The sequence below is a fragment of the Zhongshania aliphaticivorans genome, from assembly GCF_001586255.1.
Lineage (GTDB): Bacteria > Pseudomonadota > Gammaproteobacteria > Pseudomonadales > Spongiibacteraceae > Spongiibacter > Spongiibacter aliphaticivorans.
This window is the reverse complement of the sequence record NZ_CP014544.1, coordinates 2,210,486-2,234,312: the sequence shown is the minus strand read 5'-3', so window position 1 is coordinate 2,234,312 and position 23,827 is coordinate 2,210,486. Positions and strand designations below refer to the sequence as shown.

Annotated in this window: 22 protein-coding genes; 16 read left to right on the top strand and 6 right to left on the bottom strand. The window is 49.8% G+C overall.

Annotation, left to right across the window (positions count from 1 at the left end; all coding sequences use genetic code 11):
- Positions 1–92 precede the first annotated feature (92 nt).
- The 4 genes from AZF00_RS09945 to phoU all read left to right on the top strand — a co-directional run bounded on the left by AZF00_RS09945 (position 93) and on the right by phoU (position 5,731).
- Positions 93–2,324, top strand: a complete 2,232-nt coding sequence (locus tag AZF00_RS09945; RefSeq protein ID WP_008249866.1) for an ABC transporter permease subunit — start codon at positions 93–95, stop codon at positions 2,322–2,324.
- A gap of 40 nt (positions 2,325–2,364) precedes the next feature.
- Positions 2,365–4,071, top strand: coding sequence for a phosphate ABC transporter permease PstA (pstA, locus tag AZF00_RS09940; protein WP_008249867.1), 1,707 nt, complete (start codon positions 2,365–2,367; stop codon positions 4,069–4,071).
- 79 nt (positions 4,072–4,150) lie between these two features.
- Positions 4,151–4,951 (top strand): phosphate ABC transporter ATP-binding protein PstB, encoded by an 801-nt coding sequence (gene pstB / locus AZF00_RS09935; RefSeq protein ID WP_197465760.1) that lies wholly within the window; start codon positions 4,151–4,153, stop codon positions 4,949–4,951.
- Between the two features lie 57 nt (positions 4,952–5,008).
- Entirely contained in the window at positions 5,009–5,731 is a 723-nt protein-coding gene (gene phoU, locus AZF00_RS09930; protein WP_008249869.1) for a phosphate signaling complex protein PhoU, read from the top strand.
- A 29-nt stretch (positions 5,732–5,760) separates the two neighbouring features.
- On the opposite strand, the gene AZF00_RS09925 is transcribed toward phoU, so the two are convergent.
- Positions 5,761–7,266 carry an AbgT family transporter gene (locus AZF00_RS09925; protein ID WP_008249878.1) on the bottom strand — a complete coding sequence of 502 codons (1,506 nt, stop codon included), beginning with the start codon at positions 7,264–7,266 and terminating at the stop codon, positions 5,761–5,763.
- A 129-nt stretch (positions 7,267–7,395) separates the two neighbouring features.
- Here AZF00_RS09925 and AZF00_RS09920 point away from each other — a divergent pair, with 129 nt between their 5' ends.
- The 7 genes from AZF00_RS09920 to AZF00_RS09890 all read left to right on the top strand — a co-directional run bounded on the left by AZF00_RS09920 (position 7,396) and on the right by AZF00_RS09890 (position 15,014).
- Positions 7,396–8,664 (top strand): MFS transporter, encoded by a 1,269-nt coding sequence (locus AZF00_RS09920; RefSeq protein WP_143829389.1) that lies wholly within the window; start codon positions 7,396–7,398, stop codon positions 8,662–8,664.
- 339 nt (positions 8,665–9,003) lie between these two features.
- A complete protein-coding gene (locus AZF00_RS09915) occupies positions 9,004–11,139 on the top strand; it encodes a FimV/HubP-related protein (RefSeq protein ID WP_008249882.1) in 2,136 nt (711 codons plus the stop codon).
- Complete coding sequence (locus AZF00_RS09910) at positions 11,111–11,848, top strand: TIGR01621 family pseudouridine synthase (protein ID WP_008249884.1); 738 nt, start codon at positions 11,111–11,113, stop codon at positions 11,846–11,848. The genes AZF00_RS09915 and AZF00_RS09910 overlap by 29 nt, the downstream gene beginning before the upstream one ends.
- Before the next feature lie 54 nt (positions 11,849–11,902).
- A complete protein-coding gene (locus tag AZF00_RS09905) occupies positions 11,903–12,214 on the top strand; it encodes a DUF2288 domain-containing protein (RefSeq protein WP_008249886.1) in 312 nt (103 codons plus the stop codon).
- Positions 12,214–12,510, top strand: a complete 297-nt coding sequence (locus tag AZF00_RS09900) for a hypothetical protein (RefSeq protein ID WP_008249888.1) — start codon at positions 12,214–12,216, stop codon at positions 12,508–12,510. Before AZF00_RS09905 ends, AZF00_RS09900 begins: the two co-directional genes overlap by 1 nt.
- Entirely contained in the window at positions 12,507–14,606 is a 2,100-nt protein-coding gene (locus AZF00_RS09895) for a GNAT family N-acetyltransferase (protein ID WP_008249890.1), read from the top strand. Before AZF00_RS09900 ends, AZF00_RS09895 begins: the two co-directional genes overlap by 4 nt.
- 9 nt (positions 14,607–14,615) lie before the next feature.
- Positions 14,616–15,014, top strand: coding sequence for an HIT family protein (locus AZF00_RS09890; RefSeq protein WP_008249911.1), 399 nt, complete (start codon positions 14,616–14,618; stop codon positions 15,012–15,014).
- Between the two features lie 22 nt (positions 15,015–15,036).
- Here the strand turns inward: AZF00_RS09890 and AZF00_RS09885 are convergent, their stop codons facing one another.
- On the bottom strand, positions 15,037–16,956 hold the full coding sequence (locus AZF00_RS09885) for a B12-binding domain-containing radical SAM protein (protein ID WP_008249913.1): 1,920 nt from the start codon (positions 16,954–16,956) through the stop codon (positions 15,037–15,039).
- 220 nt (positions 16,957–17,176) lie between these two features.
- On the opposite strand from AZF00_RS09885, the gene AZF00_RS09880 reads away from it, so the two are divergent.
- Positions 17,177–17,599 carry an SRPBCC family protein gene (locus AZF00_RS09880; protein ID WP_197465649.1) on the top strand — a complete coding sequence of 141 codons (423 nt, stop codon included), beginning with the start codon at positions 17,177–17,179 and terminating at the stop codon, positions 17,597–17,599.
- Here the strand turns inward: AZF00_RS09880 and AZF00_RS09875 are convergent.
- Positions 17,596–18,864: a CinA family nicotinamide mononucleotide deamidase-related protein gene (locus tag AZF00_RS09875; protein ID WP_008249917.1), complete on the bottom strand. Its 1,269-nt coding sequence runs from the start codon at positions 18,862–18,864 to the stop codon at positions 17,596–17,598. The two genes, AZF00_RS09880 and AZF00_RS09875, sit on opposite strands and share 4 nt — an antisense overlap.
- Before the next feature lie 145 nt (positions 18,865–19,009).
- On the opposite strand from AZF00_RS09875, the gene AZF00_RS09870 reads away from it, so the two are divergent.
- Positions 19,010–19,396 (top strand): hypothetical protein, encoded by a 387-nt coding sequence (locus tag AZF00_RS09870; protein WP_008249919.1) that lies wholly within the window; start codon positions 19,010–19,012, stop codon positions 19,394–19,396.
- Positions 19,397–19,555: 159 nt separating this feature from the next.
- Here AZF00_RS09870 and AZF00_RS09865 read toward each other — a convergent pair whose 3' ends face one another.
- Complete coding sequence (locus AZF00_RS09865) at positions 19,556–19,768, bottom strand: DUF2789 family protein (protein ID WP_231856150.1); 213 nt, start codon at positions 19,766–19,768, stop codon at positions 19,556–19,558.
- A 140-nt stretch (positions 19,769–19,908) separates the two neighbouring features.
- Positions 19,909–20,682, bottom strand: a complete 774-nt coding sequence (locus tag AZF00_RS09860; protein ID WP_062383698.1) for a glucose 1-dehydrogenase — start codon at positions 20,680–20,682, stop codon at positions 19,909–19,911.
- 118 nt (positions 20,683–20,800) lie between these two features.
- Here AZF00_RS09860 and AZF00_RS09855 point away from each other — a divergent pair, with 118 nt between their 5' ends.
- Positions 20,801–21,211, top strand: a complete 411-nt coding sequence (locus AZF00_RS09855) for a hypothetical protein (RefSeq protein WP_040803167.1) — start codon at positions 20,801–20,803, stop codon at positions 21,209–21,211.
- Between the two features lie 72 nt (positions 21,212–21,283).
- Here AZF00_RS09855 and gltA read toward each other — a convergent pair whose 3' ends face one another.
- On the bottom strand, positions 21,284–22,567 hold the full coding sequence (gene gltA / locus AZF00_RS09850; protein ID WP_008249928.1) for a citrate synthase: 1,284 nt from the start codon (positions 22,565–22,567) through the stop codon (positions 21,284–21,286).
- A gap of 521 nt (positions 22,568–23,088) precedes the next feature.
- Here gltA and sdhC point away from each other — a divergent pair.
- Together sdhC and sdhD are read left to right on the top strand one after the other, a co-directional pair.
- A complete protein-coding gene (gene sdhC, locus AZF00_RS09845; protein WP_008249930.1) occupies positions 23,089–23,463 on the top strand; it encodes a succinate dehydrogenase, cytochrome b556 subunit in 375 nt (124 codons plus the stop codon).
- Positions 23,457–23,825, top strand: a complete 369-nt coding sequence (sdhD, locus tag AZF00_RS09840; RefSeq protein WP_008249933.1) for a succinate dehydrogenase, hydrophobic membrane anchor protein — start codon at positions 23,457–23,459, stop codon at positions 23,823–23,825. Before sdhC ends, sdhD begins: the two co-directional genes overlap by 7 nt.
- Positions 23,826–23,827 lie beyond the last annotated feature (2 nt).

Sequence of the window (23,827 nt, the reverse complement as noted above, 5' to 3'; positions counted from 1 at the left end):
TTCGCGGCATTTTTTTTGTAGAAAGACCGTCTGTCATATTAATGTAATAAATTTGTCATATTGTATGCGCAGGTTTATAGAGAGCGAAATACATGAGTCAGTCTGAGGTTCGAGCTACCGCTTCCGCTTATCGTCAGTGGCGTAAAGTCAAAGATGGTATGGCAACGGCTACGATCACCGCGGGTGGTATAAGCGTACTCTTTGCGATACTGCTGATCTTTTTCTATCTTCTCTTTGAGATTATGCCGCTATTTGAGTCGGCCTCACTGGAGGACGGCAATGAGTTTTCTGCTAATAGCCAAGCTCCCAGCCTGTATTTGGCAATGGAAGAGCAGGCGGAAGTGGGTTTTAGCTTAGACGGTTCAGGTCGGGCAGACTTTTTCCAAACCAACGACGGCAAATTACTGCTCAGCAAAGCTATTCCGCTGAATGGCGCCGAGATAAGCAGCTTCGCCTTAGACTCTGAGGTAAGCCGGATATTTGCACTTGGCTTAAGCAATGGCCGAGTGGTTATAGCCAAGCATGATTACCGCACCAGCTTCCCGAACGATAAACGCCTAATTAGTCCGGAATTACGTTTCCCCTATGGCGAGCAAAGTTTGTTGCTGAGTGAAGAGGGTCCTATAGATCAACTGGCAATTAGCGATAGTGACGACGAGCTGCTGCTAGTGGCGGTGAGTAATGGCAAGCTTATTGGGCGCCGCTGGGTAAAAGAAGAAGATTTTCTTAGCGAAGAAGTGACTTTAGTTGAAGAGTCGGTTGATCTGCCAGTATTAGATATGAGTGCTGATCGAGTGCTCGTTGGGCCAGATCAACAATGGCTTTACGTCATGAGCAACGATGGCGGTTATCGACTCATCGACTTACGTCGCGTGAATGTCGCTGATCGCGGCTACCTTTTTGACAGCGGCAAACTAAACGAAGCGCGCTTCTTGCTCGGCGGAATATCGCTGCTGACCGCCAGTGACCACGGCGAAGTGGGCCAGTGGTTTGTGGTGCGCGACAGCGAACGAGAATCGGGCTACCGCTTACAAGCGGTAAGGAAATTTGAGGTGCCCAAAGGCAGTGGTGCCACCTTGGTTACTGAGCATCGTCGCAAGGGCTTTGTCAGCGTTAGTAAAGAAGGTCATTTGGATTTATTTTACACGACCTCGCACCGCCGTCTGCTCAATGCCGATTTAGACGTGGGGCGAATCAGCGCTATCGCCATTTCGCCGCGGGCAGATATGCTCTTGATCGAGAATGAGAGTGGAACTCGCTACAGCTATAAACTTCACAATGAACACCCCGAACTGTCGTGGTCAGCGCTGTGGAGTAAAGTGTGGTACGAAAGCTATCCCGAGCCGGATTATGTTTGGCAGTCTTCGGCGTCCACCAATGATTTCGAACCTAAATACAGCTTTGCGCCATTGGCTTTCGGCACGCTTAAAGCTGCTTTTTACGCCATGCTTATCGCTGCGCCCTTGGCAATATGTGGCGCGATTTACACCGCTTATTTTATGGCCCCGGCACTGCGTAGAAAAGTAAAACCCCTTATCGAGTTAATGGAGGCGTTACCTACTGTAATTCTCGGTTTTCTTGCCGGTTTATGGCTGGCACCATTTATTGAAAAAAATATGCCTGCGGTATTTTCAATGTTTTTGATTTTACCCTTTGGAATTTTGTTATTTGCTTGGTGCTGGTCAAAAGTCCCGATAAGTTTGCGACGACTAGTCCCCGACGGCTGGCACCCAGTGCTACTTGTGCCGGTTGTGCTTGGCATTGTTAGCGCGTGCGTCCTTTTGGGCGCGCCAATGGAACGTGCGTTTTTTGGCGGCGATATGCGCGCTTGGCTTACCAGTGATATGGGCGTGTCCTTCGACCAGCGCAATGCCTTGGTGGTTGGTATTGCCATGGGCTTTGCGGTAATTCCGACCATATTTTCGATTGCCGAAGACGCGATATTTTCGGTGCCAAAACACCTCAGTTATGGCTCTTTGGCGCTGGGCGCGACCCCGTGGCAGAGTTTAGTCGGGGTCGTTATGCCAACGGCAAGCCCCGGTATTTTCTCGGCGCTGATGATTGGTATGGGTAGGGCGGTAGGTGAAACCATGATCGTACTGATGGCCACCGGCAACACACCAATTATGGATGCAAATATCTTTGAAGGCATGCGCACGCTCGCGGCGAATATCGCCGTAGAAATTGGCGAGACTGAAGTCGCTAGCTCCCATTATCGAATTTTGTTCTTGGCAGCATTTGTGTTGTTCATGTTTACCTTCTTTGTGAACACGATTGCGGAAACAGTGCGTCAGCGCCTGCGCCTGCGTTACGGAAATCTTTAGTATTACTGTCGCAGTAGGCTGAACTACAGGAAATTTACCAATGTCTTTGCACGATGATAACAAGCAGGGCCTCGTCGAGTGGTGTAAACGCGGCGAACCCATGATTTGGATGAATGCAGCCGCGGTTACTGTGAGTACACTCGCCGTTATCGGCTTATTGCTCCTGTTAGCCGTACGCGGGTTTGGCCATTTTTGGCCTGCATCGGTCGTACAGGCGCAATACAGCTTGCCTGGCGAGTCCTCGGTTCCGATCTTGGCGGAGCGAGTCGAAGCCGAGAGTGTGCCCATTGAACAGCTCTTGAGTGCAGGTTTTAAAATCAATGCCGATGAAGCTTTTGTTAAGCGTGAGCTGGTTAAGGTGGGGAACCGCGACGTCGGCGGCGCGGATTTTCAGTGGGTAATCACTCGTCATCTTGAGAACCCAGAATACCCAGTTGATGCGGTGGTTGTAGAGCGCCGAGAATGGGGTAATTTTTACGGCTTCTTGCGCGAGGTGAAAGAGCAGGGGCAGGTTGTGGCTAGCGGCTCTGACGATGCTGGTTCGGTGTGGGCAGCCTTCGAAGAAAGAATTGCGCGGGCCAGTGAAATACACGAGAAAATTACTAAAATTGAAAAAAAGGAAATTGGTAGTATTAATTATCAGTTTGAAAAGCTGCGGTTAAAAGAGCGGGGTTTAGCGCTAGACCCAGAGCTTGATTTATCGCGTCGTCAGGCAATTGAAACGGATATTGCACTATCACGAGCAGAACTGGATATTCAATATAAAGCGCTGCAAGGACAATTAGCGGATCTGTATACCCAATGGAATCGAGATAGCTTTACTATTGAAACCAGCAGTGGCGAAATTCGCGAGCAGCGAATGGCCACCGTGGTAAAAGCCTACCGCCCCAATGCCATGCACCTAGGGCAAAAAATCGTATTTTATGTCCAAAAATTTGGCGAATTTCTTACCGAGGAACCCCGTGAGGCCAATACCGAAGGTGGCATCTTTCCGGCAATTTTTGGCACCGTTATTATGGTGCTCATTATGTCGGTCTTGGTGACGCCCTTTGGTGTGGTTGCCGCAGTTTACTTGCGGGAATACGCCAAACAGGGATTAATGACCCGTATCGTAAGAATTGCGGTGAACAACCTTGCCGGTGTGCCGTCAATTGTTTACGGCGTGTTTGGTTTAGGCTTTTTTATCTACTTTCTCGGTGCCGAGATGGATAAGGCCTTGTTTGCCGAGGCATTGCCAGCGCCAACCTTTGGTACGCCCGGGTTATTGTGGGCGTCGGTTACACTTGCGCTACTGACCTTACCGGTAGTCATTGTGGCCACGGAAGAGGGTTTGGCGCGGATTCCTCGCAATTTGCGTGAAGGCAGCCTAGCCTTAGGGGCCACCAAGGCAGAAACCTTGTGGCGGGTTGTTTTACCCATGGCGAGCCCGGCGATGATGACCGGCCTGATTCTGGCTGTGGCGAGGGCCGCGGGTGAGGTCGCGCCACTTATGTTGGTTGGGGTGGTGAAGTTAGCGCCGTCCCTGCCGGTAGATGGCAATTTTCCCTATTTTCATCTCGACCAAAAGTTTATGCATTTAGGCTTTCATATATACGATGTGGGTTTCCAAAGTCCCAATGTTGAGGCTGCGCGCCCGCTGGTTTACGCGACTGCGCTGCTGTTGGTGGTGATTATTGCGCTACTGAATTTAAGTGCGGTAGCGTTGCGTAATCATTTACGTGAAAAATACAAATCACTGGAAATGTAAGCGCGTGAATAAAGTAAATGAAAAGGCGGCGAATTTTATGACGACAGATAAAGCGGCAGTGAAATCACATGCCATCAATATGGAATCACTGGGTCGCAATCGTAGCGAGCAATCTATTCACGATGAGGATATTACTCTGTCGGTAGATAATCTCGACCTATACTACGGTGAGAAGCAGGCCTTGTTTGACGTCAATATGGTCATTCCTCGGAAAAAGGTAACCGCGTTTATCGGTCCAAGTGGCTGCGGTAAATCGACCTTATTGCGCTGTTTTAATCGAATGAATGACTTGGTTGATACCTGCCGAGTCGACGGTGGCATCTCTCTCGACGGTTCTAATATTTACGATAAGCGTGTCGACGTAGCAACCTTGCGCCGCCGGGTAGGTATGGTGTTTCAGAAGCCCAATCCCTTCCCTAAATCAATTTATGAAAATGTGGCCTATGGCTTGCGAATTCAGGGTATTAATAAAAAACGGGTTTTAGACGAAGTGGTGGAGCGCTCTTTGCGCGGCGCTGCGCTGTGGGATGAAGTTAAAGATCGCCTGCACGATAATGCACTTGGTATGTCTGGTGGTCAGCAACAGCGTTTGGTTATTGCCCGCACCATCGCAGTAGAGCCTGAGGTTCTGCTTTTGGACGAGCCTGCGTCGGCTCTCGATCCAATTTCGACCTTGAAAATTGAAGAGTTAATTTACGAACTAAAAGATAAATACACAATCGTAATTGTTACACACAATATGCAGCAAGCGGCGCGGGTGTCGGACTATACGGCGTTTATGTATATCGGGAAGCTAATTGAATTTGACAATACCGATGTTCTTTTTACTAACCCGACGAATAAGCAGACCGAAGATTATATTACTGGGCGCTATGGTTAAGCTGACGCTGAGTTGTTGTCGATCACTGTTTGCTGATGAATTATTGGGAGCATAAGCATGAAAGAAAAGAATTCACATACCCACCACATATCCCAGCAGTTTAATACCGAGCTCGATGATATTAAAACGCGCATGCTGGAGATGGGTGGCTTGGTCGAAAAACAAGTTGCAGATGCGACCAATGCCTTTATGCAATTGGATACGGGCTTGGCTGAAGAGGTTCGTAAAGGCGACGCGTTGGTAAATGCCTTAGAAGTCTCTATTGACGAAGACTGCACAATCATCCTGGCTCGGCGTCAACCCGCTGCGAGCGATTTACGCTTGGTTTTGTCGATAAGCAAAATTTTAAGTGACCTCGAACGAATGGGCGACGAAGCGAGTAAGGTTGCTGATAGTGCTATTAAATTGACTGAACTCGGTGGCTTACCACGCAGCGTGCTTGAAATTCGCCATATTGGTGATCATGTTGCCGGTATGGTGCGAGGTTCACTTGACGCGTTTGCGCGACTCGATATTGACCTCGCGCTTGAGGTTGCTGAAGAAGATAAGGCAGTAGATCTTGAATACGGCACGGCCATGCGCAGCTTGGTGACGTATATGATCGAGGACCCCCGCACTATTTCGTCGGTTCTACAGGTGATGTGGGCCTTGCGCTCGCTAGAGCGGGTTGGCGATCACGCGCGTAACATCGCCGAACATGTAATCTATTTGGTTAAGGGGGCGAATGTTCGCCACGTTAATATTGAAGAAATGGCGGCAACTGTCCAAGACCAGTCGTAAATGCGTGGCGGGCGACAAATGTCGCCCGCTTAGCCCGGGCCTAGCGGCAGTCCAGCTGCTAGCCACAATCCTAGTAATAGCGACCATCCCAGTAAAAAACTCAGCGAATAAGGCAGCATTAATGCCATGAGCGTACCCATGCCTGCGGTTTTGTCGTGACGTTGGACAAAGGCCACAACCACGCCGAAGTAGGGCATTAAGGGCGTTATAATATTGGTACTTGAATCGCCAATCCGATAAGCCATTTGAGCAGATTCGGGATCGACACCTAATAAAAAAAGCATAGGTACAAAAATGGGGGCCATCAATGCCCATTTGGCTGATGCGCTGCCAATTAATAGGTTAATAAGGGCGCTGATGAGAATAAAGCTTAGTAGCAGGCTTATTTTTGAAAGTGCGAGTCCTGCAAGCCAATGGGCGCCGTTAATCGCAGCGATTGCGCCAAGCCCGGTCCAGTTGAAATAATTTACAAACTGCGCCGCAAAGAACATGAGCACCAAATACCCAGATAAACTTGATAGGCCGGTTTCCATGGCTTTTATCCAGTCGTGTTGGGCGCGGAATTTGCCGGTAGTGTAGCCAAAAATAACCCCCGCGATGATTGCGTATAGGGCGATAAACACCACGATGCCGTTAAGCAAGGGCAGTGCAGCAAGGCCGTTTGGATCAGGATTTCTCATCAAACCACTGGCGGGCAGAACCAAAGCAAACAATATACCGACAAATACCAGACTAAAAAGGCCGACTCTGCGCAAGGCTGTGCCTTGGCGGGAGTCATCGATTGCGAGGGGCTTGTCTGCGCTGCCCTGCGGCTTCGGAAGTCGCGGCTCGACGAATTTTTCGTTTATCCACGTGCCAGCAACAGTGATAAACAGCGTGGAGGCGAGGGTGAAATAATAATTGGCGCTAGTCAGTACCTCTCTGCCTGGCGCCACCAAATGGATGGCTTCGCTGCTGATGCCAGACAAAATAGCGTCGACTGGGCCGAGTAATAAGTTGGCGCTATAGCCACCGGAGACTCCAGCAAACGCCGCCGCAATACCCGCCAGCGGAGAGCGACCGGCGGCGCGAAAGATCAATGCTGCGAGCGGTATTAGCACCACATAGCCTGAGTCAAAGCCAATGCTGGACATGACGCCCGCAAAGACGACAAAGCTACTGAGGAAACGTTGCGGGGCCTTGCTCGCCAGACCGTGAAGGGCGCAGGCAAGTAATCCGGATTCTTCAGCAACCGCAATGCCCAGTATCGCGACGATAACCGAGCCGACGGGTGCAAAGTGAATGAAATTGCTGACAGCATTGCTAATCATCCAGCGCACGCCGTCGCCAGACAGTAGCGATTTTGCGGCAATGGTGTCGCCACTAATCGGGTGGTTTGCGCTTAAACCCAGAAACTGCGCTATTGCCGAGGCCAGTATTACCGCAAGGCAAAAATAGAGAAATAGCATAACGGGGTTTGGGAGTCTATTTCCCGCGCTTTCGAGGTGGTTGAGCCAGCGCTGACTAATAGGGGTATTGGTATGACTGTCGGGCATTAAGAGCTTCCGTTGCAGTTAGAGGGCGTTAGCAGTGTACTATAACCATACTTAAAGCAGGGGCGCGAGTGCTTGGCGATATTTGTAAACTACGCCGTTCGAATTATAAAAAATAGGAATGCATAGGAAGTGACTCACTCTCAACAAAGTGGCCTTAAACCCACATGGCAAATGATGATTACACTGTATTTGGCCATGATGAGCGTCGGTATGGGCCAGACGGTCGTGTTTGCTATTTTACCCATGCTAGGTCGGGAATTGGCGCTAGATCAATTGGTTTTTCAACTTCCCTTTGGTCTAGGTGCTTTGCAGGGTAAAGAGTTGACGATCACCTCTTTGTCAGCGTTAACCGCATTCAGCTTTTTTATGGCCGCGCCCTATATGGGCCGCCTTAGCGATCGTCTTGGACGCAAGCCCCTCATTATATTTGGCCTTTGTGGTTATGCGGTGGGCACGCTTATATTTAATGGGGTCGCTGCTTTAGGCTTAAGCGGTGTGCTAGTGGGAACTATGCTCTACCTGTTGCTGGTGCTAAGTCGGGTATTTCATGCGGTTTTGATGTGTTCAACGCATCCTGCGTCTGCTGCTTATATGGCGGATGTGACTTCGGTCAGCGAGCGGACTAAGGGGATGGGGAAGATGCAAGCGTTCAATCAGCTTGGCGTTATGATTGGGCCCGCGTTGGCGTGGTTTGTTCATATTAGTTATTTAGCGCCGCTGTACATCCAAGCTGGTATTTCATTTGTGGTGGCGCTGATGGTTTGGCGGTTTTTACCGCCACTGCCGGTCACGCGTCGAAAAGATCAGAAAGTCGTATCGATGTCATTTTTTGATCCTCGTTATAAATTGTACATACTGCTCAGTTTTATTATGTATGGTCTGTTCGGAATGGTTCAGCAGACCTTGGGGTTCTATTTTCAAGACCTACTACATATAGATGGTGTTCGTGCCTCGCAGATTTTTTCGATGGCGATGGTCGTCTCTTCCGCTGCTATGCTAATAGCGCAATTTCTTGTAGTACAGCGCTATGCGGGACCGCCTATGCGCTTGCTGCGACGGGGCCTGCCGTTTATATGTCTCGGTTATGCCTTGCTTGCAAACGCAACGACGCTGCCAACGCTATTGCTGGCGATGTCTCTATTTGGTTTTGGCATGGCATTAACTGCTTCTGCGCTGGCCGCCAGCGCAACCATGGCAGTGCAAAGCAATGAACAGGGCGGGCTGGCGGGTCTGCTCGGGTCGACTGCAGGCTTGGGGTTTATGATTGGCCCACTTGTTGGTGGAGGCCTCTATCGAATATCCCCTAGCTACCCGTACTGGTGCGCCGCCGCGATTATGTTTGCCGTTATTGTATTTCTTTTTACCCAAGGTCAGCGGGAGGGAAGTCAAGCTAAATAAAAGGCCAAGGCAGTTTGGTTAATTTTTATCCGTAAGCTGACAGTGCCCATGAATCCTCGCTCAAGGTGGTTTCCTACAAAGTTATCCACAAGCTTATTCACGCTAAATGGGGAAAACTTTCATTGTTTGTGGCGTGGGGGATTATTTTGCCAGTATTGGTCTAGAATCATTTAAGATGCGCTTAGATACCCCACTTTGATCGATTTTCAACATTGTTTTCGTGGTTTTTGCGACGTTTAATGGCAGGTGTTAGAGTTTCTTGCTAAAAATAAAGAGCAATCAGGTATTATACTAATCCCTGTCCGAAGTTGGGCGCGATGCGTTTAATGAGAATTAAGTATGACTAAATACAAAATGCCGGCGATGCTGCCGCTGTGCTTGGCGGTTTTAGTTAGTCAGAATGCGATGGCACTGGGGCTTGGTCCAGCCAGCTTAGATTCTGAACTCGGGGAGCCCTTGTTTGCGCGGATCCCCATTTTTCGGGCAGATGGTTTGGGAAGTGAGCAATTGCTCGTTACCCTGAGTCCGGTTAAGGACGACGATAGCGGCATAGAAGTCGGCTCGGTCGATACTCGCGCTATCTCGGCGGTTGGCGAAGTAGATTTGAGTGGAAATGGCACGGTCTACTTGCGCAGTGATCGTCCCTTAGTCGAGCCTTTTTTACATTTTATGCTTACCGTTCGCTGGCCAAATGGTAGTTTAAGCCGCGCTTACACCTTGTTATTTGATCCACCGGTCAATGCGGCGGCAGATACGGCGCAGGGCGTGTCTGCGCTACAAAACATCAACCGAAGCTCAACATCGGCTATCGTGAGTCGCAGTGAGCCCCGTCAAACTAGGCCTCTTCCAGTTGCCGAAGCAATAACCGCTGAGTCGAGTTTATACACTACGGTCCGCGGTGATAGCTTGTGGACTATTGCCCTTCGTCTTGCCAAGGTGAAAAGCGGTTCGGTTACGCTGTGGATGGATAGGCTTTACGCCAATAACCCCAAGGCGTTTATCCGGGGCAATCGAAATTTACTTAAAGAACGTATGACTCTGGATTTGTTTGAAAGTATCCCAGAACCCTTGGATCCAGATCCACAAACAATCTCGGCAAAGCCCACAATTAAAAAAACGGAGGTCGTCGCCACCGGTTCTGTTGGTAACCCAGGGGGGCAGCTTGGGCAAGACAAGGTCATTTTAAATCGTCGCGAGGATGACGGTAATAATTCGTCTGTAGCCGACGACAGCGATGGCGCTTTAACTGAAAAGCAGTTTTTACAGCAAAGTCTGGTCGATGTTCGCAGTGAAGTTGATCGAGTGTCAGAGAATATTACGGCAATGACGGCCCGCTTGGCCGCATTGCAGAGCCAGCTCGACAGTCTCAATAGTCAATACAGTCAAGTACAAGCAACAAGTCTCGACGCTGAGCTGGGCGGCGAGACTTTGGCCAGTGCCGATGAGGGCCTGCCAAACGCTGATAATACGGTGGCCGATGCCGACGTAGTTGTGACTGATGAACTATTGGTGGCGTCAACGGAATTGCAGCCAGAACCTGTGGTAGCTGCCGATACGGCAATGCCGATCAGTAGCGCGCCGACGTCGACGGGCTGGCAGCTCAATTGGCGCTGGCTGTTACCGCTTGCGGCCTTCGCCTTTGGCCTATTGCTTTGGGTACGGCGTCGTCGAGAAGAGAAAGATGCTGCCTTTAATGTGGATTTGAGTGACGTAAATGCGGCAGTAGCTGCGAGAGCGAATACCAAAGAAGCCTTTAATGATGTGTTTTCGTCACTGGATTCCCATTCAGGTGTTGTAAAACCGAGTGTTAATCCGCTTGTTGAACCTACTTTGCGAGACGAGCCGCGCGAATCCGATGTCTTTGATTCGGCGCCGAGCCCAGCGGCGTCGGCAGATCAAGTCGAGTCCGCAAGCGCGGTGATCGGTGAGGATGTTTTTGCCGCACTGAATTTGATACCCAATGATTCTACAGAGGCGCATACCGACGAACTGCTTCTTGATTCTGCTGATGCAGAAGAAACGATCAGTATTGATGAAATTGAATTAGATGATGAGTTGTTCGCGAATTTAGATGAAGACGCGGCTCCTGAGGCTGATGAGCCGGACTTGGTCGACTTTGATTTGTCAGCAATAGATGATGATTGGCTTAGTGATTCACGTGATGATAGTTTTCACGCGCAGGAAAGTTTAGCTGCGGACGACGACGCCAATCATCGCGCCGCCGCCGCGCTTGAATTAGGCGATTTTGCTGGCGCTAAATTAATTCTAGAAGCTGCCATTGCTGAACACGATGATGTGGGCCTAAAGATGCAATTACTCGATGTCCTAGCCCGCAGTAATGATACTGAGCGTTTCGAGGAAATGGCGCTGCAGATCCAGTTTTCAGATGCCGATGACGAAATAATGCACGAGATTGATCTCTTGCGCGCTTTGCTTCACGACGGCCATGAGAGCGGTAAGCGCCACGCTGATTAATATGACTGTTGTGGATCAAACTAAGCACTATGAACTTGTAAAAGATACTGCGGACTACATCGTTATTGATAAACGCCCTGGCGTTAATCTTCATCGCAATAACACCAAGCAAAGCTTGGTCGACATCTTGAACGCGGATTTTCCAGGGGAGTCGCTGCATTTAGTGCATCGTTTAGACGATGCTACCTCTGGATTATTACTACTAGCCAAGAACCCTGTTGCAGCCGCTGAATTCGGTGCGCTTTTTGCCAATCGCGAAGTAGAGAAATACTATCTTGCTGTCGCTGACGGCAAACCGAGTAAAAAGCAGGGCGCAGTCGTTGGCGATATTAAAAAAAGTCGCAGTGGCAGCTATTTACTTAGTCGAACGCGCAGCAATCCGTCGCTCACTCAGTTTTTTAGTTACAGCCTAGGTGAGGGGCGACGGGCGTATTTGTTGAAGCCCTATACCGGAAAAACCCATCAGTTGCGGGTGGTAATGAAAAGCCTTGGGGTGCCGATTTTTGGCGATCGTCGCTACGGGCCTACAATTCAAGACAGTGACCGTATGTATCTCCACGCTACCGCCTTGCGTTTTACGTTTCGCGGCGAGCAGCGCGAATATATTTCGCTTCCCAAGGAGGGCCAGCTATTTGCTGATGGAGGCTTGGCAGCGGCTTTGTTAGACTGCCAAACACCTTGGGCTCTACCGTGGCCTAGCCTAAATTAGTGAGTAGCCTTGTTATTCTATTAACAGGGTCTGCATTGTAGATGGATTGTGAACATGACCGCGTTGCCCTCTGAATTAAGTATTAAACTCAATCGCGAAACCTCGAAAATTGATTGGGAAGCGCTTCAGCGCTTCTATGCCCAAGGCACGGTTTTGGTGGTTGCTGCGGAACTAGATTTGGTTGCCACGGCGGTGGCGCTTGCGGAAGATAAAGCGGAGTACATTGCAGAGCTGTTGGAAAAAGGCTTGCTTCAGAAAGCAGATGAAACTCAGGCTAAAGCCTGGCTGGCAGAAAAATGTGAGGTGTGGGCAGTGGTTGTCGCGCCTTGGGTGCTAGTGCAGCGCGAACGCAAATTGGCAAAATAATGAGCACTGCAAAAGACTTTTGCGCGCAGTTATCAGTGAAAATTAACTGTTTTTTCAGCGATCAGCAACAAGGTTTAGATATTCCTCCCGCGGAATTATATCGACTTGAAGGGTTCATTGAAGCGGGCTTGCTTGCGGGCTTTGTCCTCGAATCTGAGGTTAAACAAAGGTTTGTCGACGGCGCCGAGCAATATCTTAGTACCGAGATTGCCGATTTTTACCGGCAGGATTATCGCTTAATTCTACATATGCGTATGAACGAAGCGCCGGTTTATCCCAGCAGTAATACGTCGTGAACCTTCATTTTAGGAGCGATTCTGAGCTCAGCTTAGCGGATGTCTATGCACGGTTACGCGCCCAGGCTCTGCACAGCGGACACCGGTATTTGGTGTTCATTTCAGGTTCCGCCACGTGGTGTGAAACACAGTTATTGAATGTGCCTACGGCTCTTGTTAATTGTCTACTGGTGGCCAGACACGAATTGTGCGGGCTTACGCCTAGCAAAACAGAAAATACGCTTGGCAGTGAGTATTCGTCGCTGCTTATCAATGCGCATAATCACCAAAAACTTAATGATTGGCTGGCTGCCGCGGGCTGTTTAACAGCGGGTGGTGTGCTGTTATTACTGTGTCCGCGCTTTTCTGAGTGGCCGGGCTATTTTAGCGATCAGTCAAACTTCGGCAATGTTCGGCCCTCTGTTTTTATGCAGCGATTGCTTCGACTCGCGGTCGGCCTAGAAGGCTGCTTCATTTGGGATCAAGAAAATGGCTTCAGTGGTAATGCGCCAAACACAGGTGATAAATGGCGGAAAACCCTGCCAACACCTAGCCAAATCGCTACCTTAGCTGCGATTAAAACCGTCGCGACGGGGCGGGCAAAGCGGCCCTTGGTGATTCGTTCAGACCGGGGCCGGGGTAAAACCAGCGTCCTCGGTTTGGCGGTGGCGGCGCTTTTTGCATCAGAAGATAATGACTGTCGACGAGTACTAATTACCGCGCCGAGCTTTGCTGCGGTGAAAGGCGCCTTTGAACATTTAGCCGGCGTGCTCACTGCGACGCAATGGCGTGACGACAGTTGCTTTGTTGGAGCTAATTTTCTCAAGTACTTGCCTTTTGATGAGGCGCTAAAAAGCCGTGATCACTGGGATTTAGTGCTTGTTGATGAGGCGGCCGCACTCCCCGTGGCAGGTTTGCGTGCCTTGCTGCTTCGCTGTCCTCGTATTGTTTTTTCCAGTACGGTTCACGGCTATGAGGGCAGTGGCCGTGGCTTTGATATTCGATTTAAGGCGATATTAGACGCTGAGCGACCTCAGTGGCGGCGGCAATCCTTGGTTGAGCCGATCCGTTGGGCGGTGGATGATCCGCTGGAACAGGCCTTGAATACCTTATTTTTATTGAATGCCGAGCCACGGTCTGGCGACGACGAGCACGGCGAGCTGACGGTTCGCGTTGTTGATCGCGAGGCGCTATGCAACGATGATTTATTGCGCCAAGTATTTGGCTTGCTGGTGCAAGCCCATTACCAAACCACGCCACAAGATTTACAGTATTTGCTTGATGGTGACGCAGTGTTAATTATTGCCCTTCGCGGCAACTGTGTTCTGGGTGTTTGCCAATTATTGCCCGAGGGCGATTTTGCGGAGGACTTGGCCGTAGACGTGATTAAAGGTCGGCGACGCCCAGCGGGGCATCTGGCTGCACAGCGCTTAGCACATTGCAGCGCCGAATCAGGCTATCTAACGGCGAAAAGTTTGCGCATAAATAGGATTGCAGTAGCGGCGGATTGGCGTCGCAAGGGGCTAGGAATGGCCATGCTGACGGCGGCGGAACGCTATGCACGCAGCCGAAATATTGCGTATTTGTCTTCGAGTTTCGCGGCGGACTTGCAAGTAATAAATTTTTGGTTGGCACAGGGTTTCGCTCCGGCCTATTTGGGTAGTCGTCGCGACAGTGCTAGCGGTTTGTATTCACTGATTGTCGTAAAAGGCCTCAGCCCACCGCGAGACGCGGCGGCGGTGCGACTCGCGCGACAATTGAATAAGGATTTGAGTTTCAGTTTAGCGAGTGTTTATGTTGGGCTAGGTCCAGATTTACTTATCGTTTTACTTGCGTCAACGCGAGATCCTGCGCGCGTTGTGCCGACATCAGCCGTTGTGGCTGCACAGCGCTACTGCGACGGTGAACTGATTTTCGAACAGGCGGCAGCAAGCTTGGCGCAGTTATGTTTAGCTTGTGATTTACGGGCAGTGAGCGATGCAGACTTGGCTGTTGCGCGCTTATTATTGGGCCATGATTGGGCTGCCATCGCGGAGCAATTTGCCTTAACGGGCAAAGCTGACATCGAGCTAAATCTTAAACGCATATTTAAACAATTAATTTCTACCCTAGTGTGAGGTTTTATTATGTCGACGCTTTTTACGAAGATTATTCAAGGTGAATTACCCGGCCATTTTGTGTGGGAAGATGAGCAGGCTGTCGCTATTATGACAATTGCGCCGATTCAGGCCGGACATGTTCTCGTTATTCCCCGTCAAGAAGTAGACCATTGGGATGATCTGCCTGAAGCTCTTGCCGCGCATTTGATGGCTGTTAGTCAGACCATTGCCAAGGCAATTAAGAAGGCATTTTCGTGTCAGCGTGTCAGCATGATGATTATTGGCCTTGAGGTGCCCCACACACATTTGCATTTAGTGCCAATCAACACCATGGAAGATGCCAACTTCGGTAATGCTAAAATGGCAGAGCAAGAAGACCTCGCCGCGGCAGCTGCAAAAATTCGCGCGGCCTTAGCAGCGAGTTAAGGCCTGAGGAGTCAACTTAGCCTCACTGAGGACTGAGCTGAGGTTTAACATTGGGATGTATAATTCGCACGGTTTGCAGCTCAATCGTGGGGCTAAGTATTTCGCCCCGCAGCCAGCCACCGCCGTCGGGGTCTTTCAGAATAGTACCGACGCCCCCCGGGCTTTTAATTTTGAAACGTTGGGCTTTAGGTGACAGGTCTTCGGGCGTTGGCAAACTCAGGCAGTCGAGTGCCGTTTTACTGCTGATAACATCGAAGTTGAAGCTGTACTCGGTTTCAGTCGGCCCGCCAACGCGGGGTGATAGGGCTTGATCTAAATCGATAATATTGGCAATGGCGTCGCTATGTTGCTTGCAATTTGCGGCATCCAAATAGGCAAAGACCTGCTGACGAAGCAGTGTGTACAGCGCATCAGGGTTTTGCAATATAGCCGTGTAGAGGCGGGCCCTGTTTTCATAGACCACCATGCGATCACTTAAATCAATATCACGTAATTCATTTTGGTATTCTGCGCAGACGGCGCGTAGTAAATTGCGCAGCAGTGGTGCGGTGGTGATATTGTCTTGCAGGGCTAAGTAGCGAATCGATAGCGGAAGCAGGTGGCCGTGGGCAAATAAAATGTGCGCAGTAATCAAAAAATAGCCTTCAATACCTTGGTCGCGATCAAAGGTATGGCAAGCGACCACATACTCGCCCTTGGCTTTGCCATAGCCAGCGACAGGAATAGTTTCGATCTTATATTCGTCGCGTCGCTCATAAAACTCAGTGCCGGGCAGCAGTGTATAGGCAAAGATATTCAAGTTGGGGAAGGTACGCAGTAATTGATCTAAATTACGTTCGAACTCCGGTAAATTGTCGCCAGGTAAGCCCCATATTAGCTCTGCCGCAATAGGAACGCCCTCGCTGGCCATCTGTTTGGCGATGGGTTCGTATTTGTTGGCGCCCATATTTTTGCGGTTACTTAATTCCAAGGCCAGTGGGGTCAATGTTTGCAAGGCCAGTTGGTAGTGGGGGAGCAGGCCATTGCGGTGTAATAGCAATACAATATCTTGAACCCGCGGGCTGTGTTTTTTTGACCAAGATGTTGCGAAGCTACTCGGTAGGCCGGTCTCGGCCTTGAGTTCACAAATGTACTGGGCTTTTTCGAGGTCTTCTTTTAATGCACCAAAGTTGGAATCTGCCAACCAGATGTCTTTAATGCCAGCGTCGACTATACGACGCCAATCGCTGCGTACTCGCTTCATAGAAAACTGATACATCTTGGTGCCAATCGCACCGGTTCCCCACTCGCAAAACGCACATTTAAACGGACAGCCTCTGCTGGTCTCGTAGGATATTGAGTCGTACAGACAGTTGCCATCCGCATCGACCAAGTCAATAACATCAAGTGCCGACGGCAATTCGTCAAGCAGAGTGCGCCGCTGGCGCTCTGGAGTTTTGACTATCTCGCCATTTTCTAAAAACGCGAGGCCTTTAACGTCTGTCCATGGATTGCCTAGAGGGGTGTCCAGAATTTCCTGAAAGGTGGTTTCGCCTTCACCGAGAATAATTAGGTCAATAGGGTCTTCAAATAGATAATCTTCGGCTTGTTGAACATGGGGGCCGCCGGCGATACAGAGCACCTCGGGGCAGGCAACTTTTATTTGATGGATTAAACTTAAAAATTCCGCCGCGTTCCACGTGTACATACTAAAGCCAACTACTGGTCGTTGGCCTGCGTCTAATGCTGATTTTAACATGGGTAATACAGTGTTGTGCCATTGGCTCTGCCAAGCGGCAACCGCGTCGCTATCGCGAAAATGTATCAACTCTAACTGATACTGTGATGTGTGTTTTCCATAGGCTTGGTAGTAAGCCTTAAGTCCGCCGGTAGTCGTCGGTGCGGCCCAAAATTGATCAGAATCCATGCTGAACAGGAATACGGGGCAGGGCAGTGCATTCATTATTATTTCATTCCGGCAGAGGCCTTAGTCTTGCCAAGGCGCGGCGTCATTCGGTGTTGGAAATGACTTACTTTAGCTAAGAGTAGCAGCCTTTTGAATACCGACCTATTACCGAATTGTCATAAATAGTGCACGGGGCTACGCCGTTCGGGTGAGGTTGCGCCGCCGCTTATCCGGCATGATTATCGCGACTTTTATAGACAATGGCTGGACTCGAAAAATGGTAAACGTACATTTGGCACGTGATTTTGATATTGCTGCAGACAAGGTGTGGGCCCTGTTAGAAGATTTTGGCAATATTAGTTGGGCGCCGGGCATCGATAAAACCGAGGTTATCGGCGAGGGTGTTGGTATGACACGCCGTCTACACATTGCCGGGATGGAGCCTATTGACGAGGTGTTAACGGCGATGGATAAATCGGCAATGACGTTTTCCTACAATATTCCCCGAGGCATACCGATGCCGGTCACGGATTACTCAGCCAATGCCAAAGTGACTCCCTTGGGTGAGGGGCGTTGCCATGTTGACTGGTACGGTCGCGCGGAGCCCGTTGGCATAAGCGAAAAGGAGCTTGGCGCGATGCTAACCGGTACCTATGAAATGTTGCTCCAATGGATTCACGATCACCTGACTGCGGCTTAACGTTGGTAGCGTTTTAGTAAATCAGGGCCTTCAGGAAGATCGAGAACAAAGCGGCGCACCAAGTCCAGGCTTAAGGCCGCTACCCAGTTTTGGAAACCTGTGCGCTCAAAGGGCAGGTGGAAGCGCTGGGTTTTGAGGTTTTGAGCTGTACCCCAAGCGATCCATACGGTGCCGACCGGTTTTTCAGGGCTGCCGCCATCGGGCCCGGCGATACCGGTTACCGCAATTGCGATATCAGCGCCGGTGCAATCAAGGGCGCCTAGTGCCATTTGTCTAACGACAGTTTCGCTAACGGCACCCTCGCTTGCCAACGTCGTTTTTGAAACCTTAAGCAGCTGGTTTTTTACGGCATTGGAGTAGCTAATAATTGCGCCGGGGAAAACCTGAGAGGCGCCGGGAATACTGGTTAGCTGCGATGCAATAAGGCCGCCAGTGCAAGATTCGGCAGTACATATCTGTAAATTTTTCTGCTTTAACGCATTTATGGTCGCTAGCGGCAGGTTAATTGGCAGCTCGCCCAGTAGATGGTCGCCCATTAGTTCGGCGACTTTTGCTCGCCACGGCGCAAGTTCGGCGCTTGCATTTTCGCCTCTTGCCGTCAGCTTGACTTCCAAAACCGGCATGGACGCCCGAAATCCGAGCTCGATGTCTGCTGGCCAGTCTGCCAATTTTTCATTAACGAGTTCTTGAATGGCGGATTCACCTAAACCAAATACGCCTAAGCGTATGGTTTTTATATGGTCTGAGTGGAAAAGCGTGACCAGCTCGGGAATTATTTCATTCGCGAGCATTGGCTTTAATTCACTGGGTACGCCGGGTGTTGCTAAAATGAGGCAGTTGCGATGTCGTAATTTAATGCCAACGGCGCTGCCTTTAGCATTGGCAATAATCTCACAGCCCTGGGGTAACATCGCTTGTTTGCGATTAGATGCATTTAGGGCGAAGCCTCTTAATGTGCACCATGCTGTTAGGTGGTTTAGTGCTTCTGGGTGTTCAGCAATGGCCGTGTTGGTGACCTTGGCTAGGGCGACTGCGGTGAGGTCGTCAACGGTAGGGCCAAGCCCCCCATTAATGATAAGCACGTCTGCAGCTGTGCAGAGCTGATCGATTTCATCACATAGAATGCTTAGCTCATCGCCCACCGTTACTTTTTTGTTGATGCGCCAGCCAAAATCTTTAATTTGTTCAGCGAGCATGGCGGAGTTGGAATCTATAATATCGCCGGCCATCAGTTCATTGCCGGTGAGGAGCAGGTTTAGCTTCATTCAATTCACATCCATTTTGATCGTTGTTTAACGGTGGCGCTAAGCGGTATATTTAGCGGAGTAAGCCGTTTAGTCATTGATAGCATAGTAATGTTTTTTGGGCCTATGCTCTAATGATTGTCGTTATTATCCTGAGAGGAAGGGTATGAAGTTGTCGTCAGGGGAAATTCTTGCTGGATGCATTGTTCTTGTGTTACTGGTGTTTGAGGTGTGGCAATACCTGGATGCCAAGGCCTACCGAGAGACGATGAATGCCCAGTTGGTATTGTTGTCGACGCGGGTAGACAGTGTTGATGAGCGGGTTCAGCTGGCACGAGATAAACTCGATAAGTTGGAGCAGTCGTCTCTTGGTGGTTTGATTGAAAATGCCAACGACGCTTTGATTCAGGGCTGGTCGGCAATGATTGATACGGTAGAAAAAGAGCTACAACGCGCTAAGAAGGGGTTTGATAAGCCGGCCGGGAATGCCGGTGGGGGTGCTGATCCTCAAGCTGATCCGTCGTTAACGCCAAATGGTAACGGGCCACTGTAGGGTGCTGCCAATGGCGTGGAACAGCATAAATGCATGATTTTTCGCCACGAACAACGCTTTAAGTGGCTGTCTTATCCGAAGATCGCGTATATTGGATTAGACGAGAGCGCCCGCTAAAAGCCTTGTTCGTGTCCCGCCTTTTAAACGACGGTTTGTTACCTAGTAGCGTAGACGGGCATCAAGTTCATCGACTATTTCAGCCCATTCGGCGTCGAGGTCAATGGACTCCTTCAGTAACTTTGCCTGTGCGGGCTTCCAAAAACTGGCTTCATGAATCATCAACCCTCTGGGAAGTGGGCGGTGACGTACAATGAATCGTTCTACTTCTTCGTCGCTGTCGGGCAGGCCGAGCTGTTGAAAAAGCATATTCATTGTGTGTAGTTCGGTTTCCATCATGTCCTCCGTAGGTGAGCGCGGTGTTGCTAAGCCCAATATAGAAGACCCCGCGCTAGCTTTCCAGTATTTGTCGGCAAGCGCGGTGAGAATAATTAGCCGTCCTTAAAAGAACTACCTTAGGAACTTGGTAAAAGATCTAATCGCATGCCTGCGCTCCAGCCGCCATCAACAATAAATTCTGCTCCTGTTGAATAGCTGCTGTCGTCTGAGGCTAAAAACAGCGTGGTGTTGGCGACTTCTATCGGGAGGCCGACACGGGGGAGTGCGTGATTGGCATAAAAAGCATTGTCTTCGGCGGTGGGCCCAGTTTTTCCCTCAGCACCATGCATTGCGGTAAAGACCCCGCCGGGGTGCACAGTGTTGACTCGAATATTATAAGGGCCTAGCTCGAGGGCTGCGGATTTGCTGATGCCTCGCACCGCCCATTTACTCGATACATAAGCGGATAAGCCGTTCTTTGCTTGAAGTCCGTCGATAGAGGAGATATTGATAATAGACCCGCCTCCGGCGCGCTTCATTGGTTCAATCGCCGCCCGAATACCGAGGTATGTACCTAGCTGATTAATTTGGATTACCCGCATATAATCGGCCGCGTCGGAGTCTTTAATTGCGGCAATATGAAGAATTCCAGCATTGTTAACGACGGTTGTTAGTGGGCCGATGGCTTCAGCCGCACGGCTTAGGCGTGCCCAGTCGTCTTCATTAGATACGTCTGCGTGAACATAATAGGCGTTATTGCCAAGCTCCTGAGCGAGTTGTTCACCCGCATCATCAAGAATGTCGGCGATAATGACGCTAGCGCCGTGCTCAATAAAAAGTTTAGCGGTAACTGCGCCCATACCGCGCGCTGCGCCGGTAATAATGGCAACTTTGCCAGTGAGTCTTTTCATGATTTTGGTATCTAATTTCGAGTGAACAAGGCGCTCACTTTAGCGATGGTTTTTTTTGCAGGCCATGCTCCAAGTGGACGATGCGGCGCTAGTAAGAGTAATTTTTTGGGGATAATGAATGCGTTTGGTCGTAATCGTTGGTTTGTATCACGTTTTAACAGCCTGTCAGGCTAGGGAGTCTGTTCAGAGTGTTATGCCGGTAGCGGGTAAGCAGATCGTTGAAAAAGTGGCTGTGTTAGCGGAAGAGTCACCGTCGCCACGCGGGAGTGCAGTTGTGCCTATTCCTGTTTTGGATCTGAGTTTGCCGAGAGCAACTGGAACTGTTATTCAAGATATTTGGGACGACGGTGCGCGAAGCCGCTATCGCGTTGGGGAGTGGTTTAATACGGATGCTAGTCGTAAAGACGCTCGACTCAAAGTCAAATCTAAGCTGCTGTTAAAAGAGGCTACTGAGTTGGAGTATTCCTTCAGTAGTTTTGCGGACAGTGTTAATGGCGCCGAAGTCGGTTTTGAATATAAAACCCGTTAAAAGCTTGTGCTACCGAATTTTAGGCAATAAAAAAGGTCGCCTAGGCGACCTTTTTTATTACTTTCATTTAGCTTAACGCTTTTCTAGGCTGACAAAATCGCGCTGGGCAGGGCCGGTATACAGCTGGCGTGGACGACCGATGCGGTAGCTACCGCTGATCATTTCATTCCAGTGTGCAATCCAGCCTGGGGTGCGGCCCAGAGCAAAGATTACAGTGAACATGCTAGTCGGGATGCCAATTGCCTTGAGGATAATGCCTGAGTAGAAATCGACGTTTGGATAGAGTTTTCTTTCAATGAAGTACTCATCTTCCAGTGCGATTTGCTCCAAGCGTTTAGCAATTTTCAGTAATGGGTCATTTTCTAGGCCAAGTTCAGCCAATACTTCGTCAGCGGCCACTTTCATTACCTTGGCGCGAGGGTCAAAGTTTTTGTAAACGCGGTGACCAAAGCCCATTAGGCGGAATGGGTCGTCTTTGTCTTTAGCTCTTGCCACGAACTCGTCAATGCGCGAAGCATCGCCAATTTCGTTGAGCATATCCAGTACGGCTTCGTTGGCGCCGCCGTGAGAAGGGCCCCACAGTGCAGCGATACCCGCAGAAATACAGGCAAAAGGATTGGCGCCAGTTGAGCCGGCGAGGCGCACAGTAGAAGTAGATGCGTTTTGCTCGTGATCGGCGTGCAATAAGAAGATTTTATCCATTGCTTTGGCCAGTACAGGGTTTACATTGCTTGGCTCGCAGGGGTTGCCGAACATCATGTGCAGGAAGTTTTCTGAATAGCTCAGGTGGTTCTGCGGGTACATGAAAGGCTGACCAATGGTGTATTTATAGGTCATGGCCGCCAAGGTTGGCATTTTTGCAATCAAGCGAATGGCAGAAATTTCGCGGTGTTTCTCGTCAGTGATGTCGAGTGAGTCGTGGTAGAACGCAGACAGTGCGCCAACTACGCCACACATGATCGCCATGGGGTGAGCGTCGCGACGGAAGCCTTTGAAAAAGGTGCTCATCTGGTCATTGACCATGGTGTGCATGCGGACTTTATTGAAAAACGCTTCTTTCTGATCGGCATTTGGTAGCTCGCCGTACAGTAACAAGAAGCAGGTTTCTAGGTAGTCAGACTGCTCTGCCAGTTCCTCAATGGGGTAGCCGCCGTGCAGAAGAATGCCTTTATCACCGTCGATATAGGTGATTTTAGACTCGCAGGCTGCGGTAGAGACAAAACCGGGGTCGTAGGTAAAGTAACCATTGCCCGTCAGGGCGCTGACTTCGATGACGTCGGGGCCGATGGTGCCGGAGTGGACTTTAAGGTCCAGTGTTTTACCATCGATACTCAGACTTGCTTTCTTATCGCTCATTGTGACGGGCTCCTGTAACTTTTAGCTAGCTTGTGGCGTTAGCTTCCTATGTCTAGCATTCGGCATGGTATTGCGTGAATGTAACACTGGAAGGTCCGCTTACGCGGGAGTGACAAATATAGAGAGATGAAATGTTTTGTCAACGGTGAGAACATTTTAACGTGCAATTGTTGTAGATGGAATTGTATTTGTGGTTTGAATCAGTGATTTTCTTGGGTGGATGTCTGTTTGCGTCTTTTTTTGTGCACAATTAGTTCTGGGAAAGACCTCCTATGGCGCCATAATGGTGCGAAATGATGTCTTAAGCCCTTGATATTGGAGTTTTTTGCCGTAAGCGAGGGGCGTTTTGGGGGGTTTGTAATTGCTCGGGCTTGGCCCTATAATGCGCGGCGTTTCTTGTGGGGTTTATTACTGCCTTGCACATACTGAAACTCAGCCGAATATGAGATTCGGAGATTTATTGATCCACTTCCTTTAAACCGCTTGAGAATTCGAGCCAGAAATTAAAAGTGTGGCAAACCGTGAACGATAAACGACCTGTAAATCTGGATATCGGGACAATCGCACTGCCGATTACCGCATATACCTCTATTTTGCACCGCGTGAGTGGTGTTTTTCTTGTAGCTGGCGTTGCCCTGCTGTTTTGGTTGCTTGGCACCAGTCTTGATGGTCCTGAGGGCTTTGAACAGGCAAAAGCTTGTTTGGCTTCGTTCTGGGGTAAGTTGAGCCTTTGGATTGTGTTAGTTGGTTTGAGCTATCACTCGGCGGCGGGTGTTAAACACTTGGTGATGGATGCCGGTATTGGTGAGTCGATGGAAGGCGGCGAAACTGGCGCGAAATTAGTTCTTGCTGCAACAGCAGTATTGGCGGTGCTTGCGGGGTTGTGGATATGGTAAATTCAGTAACGAATTTGGGTCGCAACGGCTTAGCAGATTGGCTGGTGCAACGTGTTAGTGGTGTTGTGCTGCTGGCTTATATGCTGGTGGTTGGTTTTTACCTGCTTTGCAGTGGCTCTGATTTAAGCTACGAGCAGTGGAGTGGCTATTTCGACAGCACTTTTATGCGTGTGTTTAGTACCGCAGCAGTTTTGTCCATTGTGTCTCATGCATGGATTGGTTTGTGGTCGGTATCGACCGACTATTTAACAGAGCGACTAATGGGTGGCCGAGCGACGGTTTTACGCTTGGCATTTCAGGCAGCTTCGGCTGTTGTGTTGTTCACCTACCTCGTTTGGGGCATCCAGATTCTTTGGAGTTAAGC